Consider the following 14996-nt stretch of genomic DNA (forward strand, 5'->3'; position numbering starts at 1 on the left):
ACTGAATTTTAATACGCTGCACTGTACCAGTACAATAGTACAAAGGGAATAAAAAAAGCCCCGATAATTTTATCGGGGCCTGTATCTTTTACTTTACGTTAGTCAGCGCGGGATTTACGCGTCACCAAAACGGCGACGGCTTGAACCCTCTTCACGACGTGGAGCACGACCTTCGCGACGCTCGCCGCTGAAGCGACGTCCATCACCGCGACCGCCTTCGCGACGCTCACTGCCGAAACCGCGACCTTCGCCACGACCGCCTTCACGGCGTTCGCCACCGAAGCCACGACCACCGCCACGACGTTCAGTGTGCGGCTGTGCATCGCCCAGCAGCTGCATGTTCATCGGCTTGTTCAGGATGCGGGTACGCGTAAAGTGCTGCAGCACTTCTCCCGGCATGCCTTTCGGCAGTTCAATGGTGGAGTGAGAAGCGAACAGCTTGATGTTACCAATGTAACGGCTGCTGATATCACCTTCGTTGGCAATCGCACCCACGATATGACGCACTTCCACGCCATCATCACGGCCCACTTCAATGCGGTACAGCTGCATATCACCTACGTCGCGACGTTCACGACGCGGACGATCTTCTCGGTCGCCACGCGGACCACGATCGTTGCGGTCACGCGGACCACGGTCATCGCGGTCGCGGAACTCACGCTTAGGACGCATTGGCGCATCCGGCGGAACGATCAGGGTACGTTCACCCTGCGCCATTTTCAGCAGCGCAGCGGCCAGCGTTTCGAGATCCAGCTCTTCGCCTTCTTCGGTCGGCTGGATTTTCGCCAGCAGCGCACGGTACTGATCCAGGTCGCTGCTTTCCAGCTGTTGCTGTACTTTCGCGGCGAATTTTTCCAGACGGCGTTTGCCCAGCAGCTCTGCGTTCGGCAGTTCCACTTCCGGAATGGTCAGCTTCATGGTGCGTTCGATGTTACGCAGCAGACGACGCTCGCGGTTCTCAACGAACAGCAGCGCGCGACCCGCACGACCGGCGCGGCCCGTACGGCCGATACGGTGAACGTAAGACTCGGAATCCATCGGGATGTCGTAGTTGACGACCAGGCTGATACGCTCAACGTCCAGGCCACGGGCGGCAACGTCGGTCGCGATCAGGATGTCCAGACGACCATCTTTCAGGCGTTCCAGCGTCTGCTCACGCAGCGCCTGGTTCATGTCACCGTTCAGCGCGGCGCTGTTATAGCCGTTACGCTCCAGCGCTTCCGCCACTTCCAGGGTCGCGTTTTTGGTACGAACGAAGATAATCGCCGCATCAAAATCTTCTGCTTCCAGGAAACGCACCAGCGCTTCGTTTTTACGCATGCCCCAGACGGTCCAGTAGCTCTGGCTGATGTCAGGACGGGTTGTCACGCTGGACTGAATGCGCACTTCCTGCGGCTCTTTCATAAAGCGGCGGGTAATGCGACGAATCGCTTCCGGCATGGTGGCAGAGAACAGCGCGGTCTGATGACCTTCCGGGATCTGCGCCATGATAGTTTCGACGTCCTCGATGAAGCCCATACGCAGCATCTCATCGGCTTCGTCCAGTACCAGACCGCTCAGGCGAGACAGGTCAAGGGTACCGCGTTTTAAGTGATCAAGCAGACGACCCGGCGTACCGACGACGATCTGCGGCCCCTGACGCAGGGCGCGTAACTGCACGTCATAACGCTGGCCGCCGTACAGGGCTACCACGTTTACGCCGCGCATATGTTTAGAGAAATCTGTCATGGCTTCAGCAACCTGAACCGCCAGTTCGCGGGTCGGTGCCAGCACCAGAATCTGAGGTGCCTTCAGCTCAGGATCAAGATTGTTGAGCAGCGGTAAAGAGAACGCTGCGGTTTTGCCGCTACCTGTCTGGGCCATACCCAGAACATCGCGACCACCCAGCAGATGCGGAATGCACTCTGCCTGGATTGGAGATGGTTTTTCGTAACCCAGATCGTTAAGGGCTTCAAGGATAGGAGCCTTCAGGCCCAGATCTGCAAAAGTGGTTTCGAATTCAGCCATGTAGTACGTGTGCCTCAAAATTAATGGCGGCCAGTCTACATAACTCATCATGAAATTGATCTGCAATTTTCATTGAAAAGTGTGAACCGGCTCAAAGTAGGTGTATTAACGAACAACAACGCCCTCACCCGTGAAGGTGATGGCAATCAATAAGATTACGGGCTGATGTGTACGTCAGCTATTGCTGGTCCGATTCTGCCAGGTCATCTTGGTCCTGGCCCAGGAGCGATAATTCCAACAATGCATATCGGTGCTCAACAAAGTTATGAACGTTGTTAGCCACCGCCAGTTTGAACAGAGCCGTAGCGCTGTCCAAATCCCCCAGACTTAGGTAGTACTTACCTAAATAGAAGTTGGTTTCACTGAGATGCTCAGCGAGCGAGGTGTTATCCGTTGCGTCTGCCTTAAGCTTTTCCATTAGCGTGGATTCGCTAATGTCGCCCAGGTAGAACTCGACAATGTTCCATCCCCATTGTTCTTTATCCGATTTCTCGAAGCGCTGTTTTAACGCTTCTTTCGCCTGCTTCTCATCGAGCTTCTGCTCAGCGAGATAAAGCCACAGGCTGCGGAAAGGATCATTGGGATCGTCTTGATAAAACGCCAGCAGATCATCTTGCGCTAACTTGTCGCGACCGCCGTAATACAATGCGATACCGCGATTTAAGTGCGCGTAGTTGTAAGTTGGATCAAGCTCAAGTACAGAATCAAACGCTTCATAGGCAGCATCAAAATTGCCTGCCTGCGTTAAATATATACCTAAGTAATTGAATACTTCAGGCATATCCGGTCGGATTGCCAGCGCTTGTGAAAAATCATTTCGCGCTAATGCCCTCAGACCGAGACTATCATACAACACTCCGCGCTCATATAAAAGCTGCGCGCGTTCGTCATCGGTTAAAGCCCGACTGGCAAGGATTTGTTCCATGCGTGCCAGAATCACTTCCTGCTGCAAAGTCGGTTGCAATGGTACTGCGAGGACTTCACTCTTACGCCAGGCGGAGTTACTGCATCCTGCCAGCGTGAGTGCTGTCGCTACGAAACACCAGCGCAAAAAAGGCTTCATTTCCCACTCCCGAAGACAACGATTAACTGAACGTCCTGTCCACCGGCGGCTCAACAAGGCGTCCTGCCAGGTTAAACGCCCTCCGCAAAGCGGAGGGCAAAAACAACCTTACTCGCCCTGTTCGCTGGCTGGCGCTTCCGGCGCAGCAGCTGGCTGGGACTGCTCAGTGGCTTCTTTGATGCTCAGACGTACGCGGCCCTGGCGGTCAACTTCCAGAACTTTAACCGGTACTTCCTGTCCCATCTGCAGGTAATCGGTCACTTTCTCAACGCGCTTATCAGCGATCTGAGAGATGTGGACCAGACCTTCTTTACCGCCGCCGATGGCAACAAACGCGCCAAAGTCAACGATACGGGTCACTTTACCATTGTAGATACGACCCACTTCGATTTCAGCGGTGATCTCTTCGATGCGGCGAATCGCGTGTTTCGCTTTGTCACCGTCAGTCGCGGCGATCTTCACTGTACCGTCGTCTTCGATTTCAATGGTGGTGCCGGTCTCTTCGGTCAGCGCACGGATCACAGAACCGCCCTTACCGATCACGTCTTTGATCTTGTCCGGGTTGATCTTGATGGTGTGGATACGCGGAGCGAATTCAGAGATGTCGCCGCGCGGCGCGTTGATCGCCTGTTCCATCACGCCGAGGATGTGCAGACGCGCACCCTTAGCCTGGTTCAGCGCAACCTGCATGATCTCTTTGGTGATACCTTCAATTTTGATATCCATCTGCAGCGCAGAGATACCGTCGCGGGAACCCGCTACTTTGAAGTCCATATCGCCCAGGTGATCTTCGTCGCCCAGAATGTCAGACAGGACAACAAAGTTGTCGCCTTCTTTCACCAGACCCATCGCGATACCCGCAACGGCGGCTTTGATCGGCACGCCTGCGTCCATCAGCGCCAGAGACGCGCCACACACGGAAGCCATGGAGGAAGAACCGTTGGACTCAGTGATTTCCGATACCACACGCACGGTGTACGGGAATTTATCCATGTCCGGCATAACCGCCAGCACGCCGCGCTTCGCCAGACGACCGTGGCCGATTTCACGACGTTTCGGAGAACCGACCATGCCGGTTTCGCCGACGGAGTACGGAGGGAAGTTGTAGTGGAACAGGAAGCTGTCGGTGCGCTCGCCCATCAGTTCATCAAGCACCTGCGCGTCGCGGGCAGTCCCCAGCGTCGCGGTAACCAGCGCCTGAGTTTCACCACGGGTGAACAGTGCGGAACCGTGAGTACGCGGCAGTACGCCAGTGCGCACGTCCAGACCACGAATCATATCTTTTTCACGACCATCGATACGCGGTTCGCCTGCCAGCACGCGGCTACGGACAACGTTTTTCTCGATGGCGTGCAGGATTTCACCCAGCTCGTTAGCGTCCAGAGTGTCGTCTTCCGCCAGCAACGCATCGATGGTTTCAGATTTGATCACGTCTACCTGAGCGTAACGCTCCTGCTTGTCGGTGATGCGGTAAGCGTCGCTCAGACGAGACTCGGCCAGAGCAGCAACGCGCGCGTTCAGCGCTTCGTTTACGGCTTCCGGCTGCCAGTCCCAGCGCGGTTTACCGGCTTCTTTCACCAGATCGTTGATCGCCTGGATAACCACCTGCTGCTGTTCGTGACCGAACACCACCGCGCCCAGCATCTGGTCTTCGCTCAGCAGTTCCGCTTCGGATTCAACCATCAGCACAGCCGCTTCAGTACCGGCAACAACCAGATCCAGCTTGCTCTCTTTCAGTTCGTCCTGCGTCGGGTTCAGTACGTACTGGTCATTAATGTAGCCTACACGCGCGGCGCCAATCGGGCCGTTGAACGGAATGCCGGACAGGGACAGCGCGGCAGAGGCGCCGATCATCGCAACGATATCCGGGTTAACCTGCGGGTTAACGGAAACCACGGTCGCGATAACCTGGACTTCGTTGACAAAGCCTTCCGGGAACAGCGGGCGAACCGGGCGGTCAATCAGACGCGCGATCAGGGTTTCACCTTCGCTCGGGCGGCCTTCACGACGGAAGAAGCTACCCGGAATACGACCAGCAGCGTAGGTACGCTCCTGATAGTTAACGGTCAGCGGGAAGAAGTCCTGACCTGGTTTGGCTTTTTTCTGGCCCACAACGGTAACGAATACCGCAGTGTCATCCATGCTAACCATAACAGCGGCAGTGGCCTGACGCGCCATCATGCCAGTTTCCAGCGTAACGGTATGTTGACCGTACTGGAATTTACGAACGATCGGATTAAGCAAAATAATATCCTTTCCTGATTCTGGCGACCCTATGCTGAGTCGCCGTTAAGACCCGATCTTCTGCGCATCCTCGCGACTAATGACAACCCTAACCCGCATGATATTGGGTAAAGCCTCTCATTAGCCGCGCGAACCTCTGCAACGGAAGATCATTCATAGCAACAATACAATAGTTTCCCGTGAATTGCTGCCATCTGCTTGAAAAAAGGGGCCATGAAGGCCCCCTTTTTTGAAACTCGCAAGAATTAGCGACGCAGACCCAGACGCTCGATCAGCGCGGTGTAGCGTGCAACATCTTTACGTTTCAGGTAGTCGAGCAGTTTACGACGCTGAGAAACCATGCGCAGCAGACCACGACGGCTGTGGTGATCTTTTTTGTGCTCTGCAAAGTGACCCTGCAGGTGGTTAATCTGTGCAGTCAACAGAGCAACCTGAACATCGGTAGAACCGGTGTCGTTTGCGTCACGACCGAACTCAGAAACGATTTTAGCTGTAGCTTCAGTACTTAGAGACATTTTAAAACTCCAAAGTATTAAGAATGAAAGGACGCCGATCTCTAATTCAGCAGTCCCAGTGTACATCGCGTAAACTGTTAAAAAATTTACGCGACGTTAAGCGCCAGTATTCTACTCGTAGCGCCTGCTTATCGCAAGACGAACCCGCATCAGGCTGGGTATTCCACCACTAACCGACGAGGCGCCACGCGGCCTTCATCGTCGATCTCGCCCATGCCAATAAACTTACCGTCATCCCCTTCCGTCACGCGGACCAGCCCGTCCAGCGGCGCGCCCGCGGTGCGTACCGGATTACCATTTTTAAAGTAAACCGAGGAGGTTAACGGCAGATTAACGACCGGGTAGTCCGAGGCCGGACTGTCCATTGGCATCAGCAGCGGATCCAGCAGCTGCGCCGCCGGAATGCCCTGCTGCTCGGCTTGCGCCACCCGCTCACGCAGTTGTTCCAGCGTCACCATCCGATCAACCGGATAGTTGCTTACCGTCAGGCGGCGCAGATAGGTGACATGCGCCCCGCAGCCCAGCGCTTCGCCAAGATCGTCGATGATGGTGCGGATGTAGGTGCCTTTCGAGCAGTGCACTTCCAGCTCCAGTTCATTGCCTTCCTGGCGAATAAACAGCAGTTCGTAAACCGTTATCGGTCGGGCTTCCCGCGGTACTTCTATCCCCTGACGCGCGTATTCGTAGAGCTTTTTGCCCTGATACTTGAGCGCCGAGTACATCGATGGGATCTGTTCAATGTCGCCACGAAAGGTATCCAGCGCGGCGGCAAGCTGCTCAGGGGTAAACGTTACCGGACGCTCCTGCACGATTTGCCCGTCGGCATCGGAGGTGTCCGTTCGCTGCCCGAGACGGGCAATCACACGATAGCGCTTGTCAGAATCCAGCAGATATTGCGAAAACTTTGTCGCTTCTCCGAGGCAAATCGGCAGCATACCGGTCGCCAGCGGATCCAGCGCACCGGTGTGTCCGGCGCGGTTGGCGTTATAAATGCGCTTTACTTTCTGCAGGACATCATTGCTGGACATGCCCTGCGGCTTGTCCAGCAGCAGGACACCGTGAATGTCGCGACCACGACGACGAGGACGACTCATTAGTCCTCCTTGCTGTCGTCCGGGTTCACACGACGCTCTTCGTCATGTTTTACCACGTTGGTCACCAGGTTAGACATGCGCATCCCTTCGACCAGCGAGTTGTCGTAGAAGAAGGTCAGTTCCGGCACGATCCGCAGGCGCATTGCCTTACCCAGCAGGGAACGGATAAAACCGGAGGCTTCCTGCAACGCTTTGATGCCCGCTTTCACTGCGTCTTCATCTTTGTCGTTCAGGAAAGTGACGTACACTTTGGCATACGCCAGATCGCGGGACATTTCGACACCGGAAACGGTCGTCATCATGCCCAGGCGCGGATCTTTAATTTCGCGTTGCAGGATAATTGCGATCTCTTTTTGCATTTCCTGCGCCACGCGCTGCGGGCGACCAAATTCTTTCGCCATAATCAATTCTCCAGACAAAAAAGGGAGCAATCAGCCCCCTTTTGAAATTCATGCCGGGTGGCGCTTCGCTTACCCGGCCTACGCAAAATTATCTTCTAAGTATTTTGGGTTGCAACAAGGCGGCAAGAGTGTGAATCCCCGGGAGCATAGATAACTATGTGACCGGGGTGAACACTCGTAGCCAACGCAGTTGCGGCCCGAAAGACGACGAAGATTATGCGATGGTACGTTGGATCTCGATAATCTCGAACACTTCGATCATATCGCCGACGCGAACGTCATTGTAGTTCTTCACGCCGATACCACATTCCATACCGTTACGGACTTCGTTGACGTCATCTTTGAAGCGGCGCAGGGATTCCAGCTCGCCTTCGTAGATAACCACGTTGTCGCGCAGAACGCGGATCGGGTTGTGACGTTTGATCGTGCCTTCGGTAACCATACAGCCCGCGATCGCACCGAATTTCGGTGATTTGAACACATCACGCACTTCAGCCAGACCAATAATCTGCTGTTTCAGTTCCGGAGACAGCATACCGCTCATCGCCGCTTTCACTTCGTCGATCAGGTTATAGATGACGGAGTAGTAACGCAGATCCAGGTTTTCCGCTTCGATCACTTTGCGCGCAGACGCATCGGCACGTACGTTGAAGCCAACCAGAATCGCGTTGGATGCTGCCGCCAGGGTCGCGTCGGTTTCGGTGATACCGCCCACGCCGGAACCGATGATCTTCACTTTCACTTCGTCCGTAGACAGTTTCAGCAAGGAGTCGGAGATCGCTTCCACAGAGCCCTGTACGTCGGCCTTCAGCACGATATTCACTTCGTGAACTTCGCCTTCGGTCATGTTGGCGAACATGTTCTCGAGTTTCGATTTCTGCTGACGCGCCAGTTTGACTTCACGGAATTTGCCCTGACGGTACAGTGCAACTTCACGCGCTTTCTTCTCGTCACGCACCACGGTCACTTCATCACCCGCAGCCGGTACGCCGGACAGACCGAGGATTTCCACCGGAATCGACGGACCCGCTTCCAGCACTTCCTGACCCAGTTCGTTACGCATCGCACGAACGCGGCCATATTCGAAGCCACACAGCACGATATCGCCTTTATGCAGGGTACCTTCGCGAACCAGAACGGTAGCAACCGGGCCACGTCCTTTATCCAGGAAGGATTCGATGACCGCGCCGCTCGCCATGCCTTTACGTACCGCTTTCAGCTCAAGTACTTCGGCTTGCAGCAGGATCGCATCCAGCAGCTCGTCAATGCCCGTACCGGCTTTTGCCGATACGTGGACGAACTGGCTTTCACCGCCCCACTCTTCCGGCAGAATGCCGTACTGGGACAGTTCATTCTTCACGCGATCCGGATCCGCTTCCGGCTTATCGATTTTGTTCACTGCAACCACCACCGGCACACCCGCCGCTTTCGCGTGCTGGATAGCTTCGATGGTCTGCGGCATCACGCCGTCGTCTGCGGCAACAACCAGAACCACGATATCCGTTGCCTGGGCGCCACGCGCACGCATGGAGGTAAACGCGGCGTGACCCGGGGTATCCAGGAAGGTGATCATGCCGTTGTCGGTTTCAACGTGATACGCACCGATGTGCTGGGTAATGCCGCCCGCTTCGCCAGAGGCCACTTTCGTGGAACGGATATAGTCCAGCAGAGAGGTTTTACCGTGGTCAACGTGACCCATGATGGTCACTACCGGTGCGCGCGGTTCAGCCGCTGCGCCGGTGTCACGGTCGCTCATTACCGCTTCTTCCAGCTCGTTTTCACGACGCAGGATCACTTTGTGGCCCATCTCTTCGGCAACCAGCTGCGCGGTTTCCTGGTCGATGACCTGGTTAATGGTGGCCATTGCGCCCAGTTTCATCATCGCTTTGATGACCTGAGAGCCTTTCACCGCCATCTTGTTCGCCAGTTCGCCAACGGTGATGGTTTCGCCAATCACAACGTCACGGTTAACGGCTTGCGCTGGCTTCTGGAAGCTCTGCTGCAGCGCGGAACCTTTACGCTTGCCGCCTTTACCGCCACGAACCGCTGCGCGCGCTTCTTCGCGATCGGCTTTAGACTCAGCGTGCTTGTTGCCTTTCTTCGCCGGACGGGCCGCTTTCGTGTTGCGACCGCGGCCACGGCCGCCTTCAACCTCACGATCATTCTCGTCTTCAGCCTGGCGGGCATGCTGAGAAGTGGTGACGTGATAATCACTGGTGTCTTCAGTCGGCTCAGTGTTATCCGTCCATTTGTTTTCTTCCGCCATACGGCGAGCTTCTTCCGCTACGCGACGCGCTTCTTCTTCAAGCTTGCGGCGCGCTTCTTCTTCCGCTTTACGCTTCAGCTCAGCAGCTTCATTTTCACGGCGGGCTTTTTCGGCCTGGGCGGTTTTGGTCATATCGTCAGTCTGTTGATTGCTCACTTTGTCTTTTTCCGCAGCTTCACGTTTCGCTTTTTCAGCGGCGTCACGCTTAGCTTGTTCTGCGGCCTCACGTTCAGCTTTTTGTTGCGCCTCGCGTTTGGCTGCTTCTTCTGCCTCACGACGGGCTTGCTCTTCCGCTTCACGCTGCGCTTGCTCCTCCGCGGCGAGACGTTCAGCCTCTTGCGGGTCGCGTTTCACAAATGTGCGCTTCTTGCGGACTTCGATTTGTACCGATTTGCTTTTTCCACCGGTACCAGGAATGTTCAGGGTGCTACGCGTTTTACGTTGCAGCGTCAGCTTATCCGGGCCTGAGCCGTTTTCACGGTTCAGGTGCGCCAGTAAGGTCTGTTTTTCTTGTGCGGACACAGAGTCATCAGCAGACTTCGGGATACCGGCATCAGCAAATTGCTGTACCAGGCGTTCCACGGAGGTCTGTATCTCTGCGGCCAGCGTTTTTACGGTTACATCTGTCATGCTGTTCCTTCCTGCTACAGTTTATTACGCTTCGTCACCGAACCAGCAAATATTACGGGCAGCCATAATCAGCTCTCCGGCTTTTTCGTCGGTCAACCCTTCGATATCAGCCAGATCATCAATGCCCTGTTCGGCGAGATCTTCCAGCGTACAAACACCACGGGCAGCCAGTTTGAAGGCCAGTTCACGATCCATACCGTCGAGATTCAGCAGATCGTCAGTCGGTTTGTTATCACCGAGGCTTTCTTCCTGGGCCAGTGCCAGAGTGGTCAGTGCGTTTTTAGCGCGCTCGCGCAGCGCTTCAACGGTCGGCTCGTCAAGTCCGTCGATTTCCAGCAGTTCTTTCATTGGCACGTAGGCCAGCTCTTCCAGGGTTGCGAAACCTTCTTCAACCAGAACTGTTGCGAACTCTTCATCAATATCGAGATATTTGGTGAAGGTATCGATGGCGGCGTGGGCTTCAGCCTGATGTTTTGCCTGCAGGTCATCAACGGTCATTACGTTGAGTTCCCAGCCGCTCAGTTGCGAAGCCAGACGGACGTTCTGACCGTTACGTCCAATCGCTTGCGCCAGATTACCCGCTTCGACGGCGATATCCATGGTGTGTTTGTCTTCATCCACCACGATAGACGCGACGTCAGCAGGCGCCATTGCGTTAATGACGAACTGCGCCGGATTATCGTCCCACAGAACGATATCAATACGCTCGCCGCCCAGTTCGGTCGACACCGCCTGAACGCGCGCGCCGCGCATACCTACGCAGGCGCCGACCGGGTCGATACGCTTGTCGTTGGTTTTCACCGCGATTTTCGCACGGGAACCCGGATCGCGAGCCGCCGCTTTAATTTCGATCACTTCTTCGCCAATTTCCGGCACTTCAATGCGGAACAATTCGACCAGCATTTCCGGTTTGGAGCGGGTAACGAACAGCTGCGCACCGCGCGCTTCCGGACGGACTGCATACAGTACGCCGCGGATACGGTCGCCCGGACGGAAGTTTTCACGCGGCAGCATATCTTCACGCAGGATCACGGCTTCAGCATTATTTCCGAGATCCAGTGAGATGTTGTCGCGGTTCACTTTCTTCACTACGCCGGTGATGATTTCACCTTCGTGTTCACGGAACTGATCGACAACCATCGCGCGTTCGGCTTCACGTACTTTCTGTACGATAACCTGTTTTGCCGTCTGGGTGGTGATACGGTCAAAGGTGACAGATTCGATCTGATCTTCAACGTAGTCGCCCAGGTTCAGGCTTTCGTCTTCAAAACGCGCCGCTTCGAGCGTAATCTCTTTCGTCGGCTGGGTTACTTCTTCAACAATCAGCCAGCGACGGAAGGTATCGAAATCACCGCTTTTACGATCGATTTCTACGCGAACGTCGATCTCTTGTTCATATTTTTTCTTAGTTGCTGTAGCCAGCGCACTTTCCAGCGCTTCAAAAATCTTCTCGCGTGGCAGCGCCTTTTCGTTGGATACGGCTTCAACAACAGCCAAAATTTCTTTGTTCATCGCGGGCTTTTCACCTCAATCCAGACTGTTAAAAGTGGGGAACCAGGTTCGCCTTCTGGATATTACTCAGCGCGAACACTTCATCTTTTCCTTCGACTGTGACGGTAATCATTTCACCATCCACCGCTTTAATCACGCCCTGCCATTTACGGCGGTTCTGTACCGCCATGCGGAGTACCAGCGAAACGTCTTCACCCAGGAAACGCGCGTAGTGTTCAGCAGTGAACATCGGACGGTCGAGCCCCGGTGAGGAGACTTCCAGGTTATACGCCACCGTGATCGGATCTTCTACGTCCAGTACAGCGCTCACCTGATGGCTCACATCAGCACAATCATCAACATTGATGCCATCTTCACTATCAATATAGATGCGCAGTGTGGATGTGCGACCGCGAATAAATTCGATGCCGACCAGCTCGTAACCTAAGGCTTCAACTGGCGCTGTAATCATCTCTGTTAATTTTTGCTCTAATGTGGACAAGCCCACCCCCAAGACATAAAAAAAGGGCCTAAAGCCCAGTTATTCTGTAGTCAGATAACAAAAAACCCCGATAAATCGGGGCTTTAGATAACTGAACCCTATAACCGCAACTGCGGTCTGGAGAACCTTCCGAAAGAATTTTTTTCAAATCCAGCTACGAAGGCCTAAGTCTTCACAGTATATTTGAAAAAGAACTCTAAGGGAAAGTGGTTGCGGGGGCCGGATTTGAACCGACGACCTTCGGGTTATGAGCCCGACGAGCTACCAGGCTGCTCCACCCCGCGCCTGAAACGTGGCAAATTTTACTCGTTTTGGGTAAAAGATGCAAATACTGCTGGGATTTGGTACCGAGGACGGGACGTAAAATCTGCGGCTATTATATTGATTACTCCCCCATTGTGTCAACCTTGTTAACAGCATCCTCTCGCGACACGCCATCGGCGCGAATGGTGGAAAAACGCATGAAACACTTCCTGTCTTGCGAAAAAGATGTTTAAATGAAAACTCATTTATTTTGCATAAAAATGCAAAAAGAGCAGAAAGCCGATCTCACCATCAGTCTATCAAGCAGGGTTTTATTTTATGACGACGATTCTCAAGCATCTTCCGGCAGGTCAACGTATTGGTATCGCTTTTTCCGGCGGACTGGACACCAGCGCAGCACTGCTGTGGATGCGACAAAAAGGGGCTGTCCCATATGCATATACTGCGAATCTGGGTCAGCCAGATGAGGACGATTACGATGCGATTCCTCGTCGCGCAATGGAATACGGTGCAGAGAACGCTCGCCTGATTGACTGCCGTAAACAGCTGGTTGCCGAAGGTATCGCCGCGATTCAGTGTGGCGCATTTCATAACACCACTGGCGGCCTGACCTATTTTAATACCACGCCACTGGGCCGCGCAGTAACCGGCACCATGCTGGTTGCCGCGATGAAAGAAGACGGTGTGAATATCTGGGGTGACGGCAGCACCTATAAAGGAAACGATATTGAGCGTTTCTACCGCTACGGTCTGCTGACCAACGCTGAGCTACAGATTTACAAACCGTGGCTGGACACCGACTTTATTGATGAGCTGGGTGGTCGTCACGAGATGTCTGAATTTATGATCGCCTGCGGCTTCGACTACAAAATGTCTGTCGAAAAGGCGTATTCCACGGACTCCAATATGCTCGGCGCGACGCACGAAGCCAAAGACCTCGAGTTTCTGAACTCCAGCGTGAAGATCGTTAATCCGATCATGGGCGTGAAGTTCTGGGACGAAAACGTGAAAATCCCGGCGGAAGAAGTCACCGTACGTTTCGAACAGGGGCATCCGGTGGCGCTGAACGGCAAAACGTTTAGCGACGATGTGGAGATGATGCTGGAAGCGAACCGTATCGGCGGCCGTCATGGTCTGGGCATGAGCGATCAGATTGAAAACCGTATCATTGAAGCGAAAAGTCGCGGTATTTATGAAGCCCCGGGGATGGCGCTGCTGCATATCGCCTACGAACGTTTGCTGACTGGCATTCATAATGAAGACACTATTGAGCAATATCATGCGCACGGACGTCAGCTGGGCCGCCTGCTGTATCAGGGCCGCTGGTTTGACTCTCAGGCACTGATGCTGCGTGACGGTCTGCAACGCTGGGTCGCCAGCCAGATCACCGGTGAAGTCACGCTGGAACTGCGCCGCGGTAATGATTATTCCATCCTCAATACCGTTTCAGAGAATCTGACCTACAAACCGGAACGCCTGACGATGGAAAAAGGTGACTCTGTATTCTCACCGGACGATCGTATCGGTCAGTTAACTATGCGTAATCTGGATATCACCGACACCCGGGAGAAGCTGTTTGGCTATGCGCAGTCTGGCTTGCTCACCGCCTCTTCCGCGACCGGTCTGCCGCAGGTAGAGAATCTGGAAAATAAAGCGAAGTGATCGGAATAGATGCTTTTCACCAGGCCGCGTTTGCGGCCTTTTTTATACGTGGCGTCACCCTGTATACCGGATAAGCGTGGCGCCATCAGGCTTCGTGAATAATGTTGAATATCGGCGCAACCACTATTCGGCAGGCAAATGACCACAGACGGCAAGGGTCATAAATAAAAGACGAAAAAAAAGACGCTTTTCAGCGTCTTTCTTTCGGAATATTGGTACCGAGGACGGGACTTGAACCCGTAAGCCCTATTGGGCACTACCACCTCAAGGTAGCGTGTCTACCAATTCCACCACCTCGGCACGAAAATCTTATTGTGGGATATCGCTGGTCGGCTTAGCCGGAGCCGCAGGCTGAGTTTGCTCGGTTTTCGCCGGCGCGCTCAGATTTTCCCACTCACTTCCTTTATTGGTTTTATTGCTGTTGATATTGCCCAGCACCAGACTGATGATGAAGAACAACGTCGCCAGCACTGCCGTCATTCGGGTCATGAAGTTACCAGAACCACTTGAACCAAACAGCGTAGCGGAAGCGCCTGCTCCGAAGGAGGCTCCCATATCAGCGCCTTTACCTTGCTGCAGCATGATCAGACCGACAAGGCCAATTGCCACAATAAGGAAAACTACCAAAAGAGCTTCGTACATAATCAACCTGTTCCTTGCGGAGTTGCCGCATACCAATGCTTCAAACCAATAAAGTGGGATAAGCTACTGTTTCCCACTGAAGCGGGTGTGAATACTAACCAAAGCGAATGTCCTTCGCAAGGGCAATTTTAGGCCATTGTATCAACTGCGGAAAAAAACAGCAAAAGCATGCCATTTCTACCTGCAACAGGCGGCATTTGCCGCCTTTTTATGCA

Annotated in this window: 12 protein-coding genes and 2 tRNA genes; 1 reads left to right on the forward strand and 13 read right to left on the reverse strand. The window is 54.1% G+C overall.

Annotated features, from left to right (window positions below):
- Positions 1-114: 114 nt before the first annotated feature.
- From deaD to OOJ60_RS08270, 11 genes are all read right to left on the reverse strand, one after another.
- Positions 115-2007, reverse strand: a complete 1893-nt coding sequence (gene deaD, locus OOJ60_RS08220; RefSeq protein WP_205612382.1) for an ATP-dependent RNA helicase DeaD — start codon at positions 2005-2007, stop codon at positions 115-117.
- Positions 2000-2080: a protein YrbN gene (gene yrbN / locus OOJ60_RS08225; protein ID WP_010723222.1), complete on the reverse strand. Its 81-nt coding sequence runs from the start codon at positions 2078-2080 to the stop codon at positions 2000-2002. The genes deaD and yrbN overlap by 8 nt, the downstream gene beginning before the upstream one ends.
- A 105-nt stretch (positions 2081-2185) precedes the next feature.
- On the reverse strand, positions 2186-3070 hold the full coding sequence (gene nlpI, locus OOJ60_RS08230) for a lipoprotein NlpI (RefSeq protein ID WP_042291827.1): 885 nt from the start codon (positions 3068-3070) through the stop codon (positions 2186-2188).
- 108 nt (positions 3071-3178) lie between these two features.
- Positions 3179-5314, reverse strand: a complete 2136-nt coding sequence (gene pnp / locus OOJ60_RS08235) for a polyribonucleotide nucleotidyltransferase (RefSeq protein ID WP_042291830.1) — start codon at positions 5312-5314, stop codon at positions 3179-3181.
- 245 nt (positions 5315-5559) lie between these two features.
- A complete protein-coding gene (gene rpsO, locus OOJ60_RS08240; protein WP_000059465.1) occupies positions 5560-5829 on the reverse strand; it encodes a 30S ribosomal protein S15 in 270 nt (89 codons plus the stop codon).
- Positions 5830-5978: 149 nt separating this feature from the next.
- The gene (truB, locus tag OOJ60_RS08245) at positions 5979-6923 is read right to left on the reverse strand and encodes a tRNA pseudouridine(55) synthase TruB (RefSeq protein WP_042291832.1); all 945 of its coding nucleotides are present in this window, start codon (positions 6921-6923) and stop codon (positions 5979-5981) included.
- Complete coding sequence (rbfA, locus tag OOJ60_RS08250) at positions 6923-7324, reverse strand: 30S ribosome-binding factor RbfA (protein WP_001040201.1); 402 nt, start codon at positions 7322-7324, stop codon at positions 6923-6925. The genes truB and rbfA overlap by 1 nt, the downstream gene beginning before the upstream one ends.
- Positions 7325-7538: 214 nt before the next feature.
- On the reverse strand, positions 7539-10220 hold the full coding sequence (infB, locus tag OOJ60_RS08255) for a translation initiation factor IF-2 (protein WP_042291835.1): 2682 nt from the start codon (positions 10218-10220) through the stop codon (positions 7539-7541).
- Between the two features lie 24 nt (positions 10221-10244).
- Positions 10245-11732 carry a transcription termination factor NusA gene (gene nusA, locus OOJ60_RS08260; protein ID WP_042291836.1) on the reverse strand — a complete coding sequence of 496 codons (1488 nt, stop codon included), beginning with the start codon at positions 11730-11732 and terminating at the stop codon, positions 10245-10247.
- A gap of 28 nt (positions 11733-11760) precedes the next feature.
- Positions 11761-12213, reverse strand: a complete 453-nt coding sequence (gene rimP, locus OOJ60_RS08265) for a ribosome maturation factor RimP (RefSeq protein WP_042292047.1) — start codon at positions 12211-12213, stop codon at positions 11761-11763.
- 207 nt (positions 12214-12420) lie between these two features.
- Positions 12421-12497: transfer RNA gene (locus tag OOJ60_RS08270), tRNA-Met, on the reverse strand.
- A 298-nt stretch (positions 12498-12795) separates the two neighbouring features.
- On the opposite strand from OOJ60_RS08270, the gene argG reads away from it, so the two are divergent.
- Complete coding sequence (gene argG, locus OOJ60_RS08275; RefSeq protein ID WP_042291839.1) at positions 12796-14139, forward strand: argininosuccinate synthase; 1344 nt, start codon at positions 12796-12798, stop codon at positions 14137-14139.
- A gap of 213 nt (positions 14140-14352) precedes the next feature.
- Here argG and OOJ60_RS08280 read toward each other — a convergent pair.
- Positions 14353-14439, reverse strand: a tRNA-Leu gene (locus OOJ60_RS08280).
- Positions 14440-14448: 9 nt separating this feature from the next.
- Complete coding sequence (gene secG, locus OOJ60_RS08285; RefSeq protein WP_042291843.1) at positions 14449-14781, reverse strand: preprotein translocase subunit SecG; 333 nt, start codon at positions 14779-14781, stop codon at positions 14449-14451.
- Between the last annotated feature and the right edge of the window lie 215 nt (positions 14782-14996).

Source organism: Citrobacter sp. R4 (genome assembly GCF_026719175.1).
In the GTDB taxonomy this organism is placed as follows: Bacteria; Pseudomonadota; Gammaproteobacteria; order Enterobacterales; family Enterobacteriaceae; genus Citrobacter_A; species Citrobacter_A sedlakii.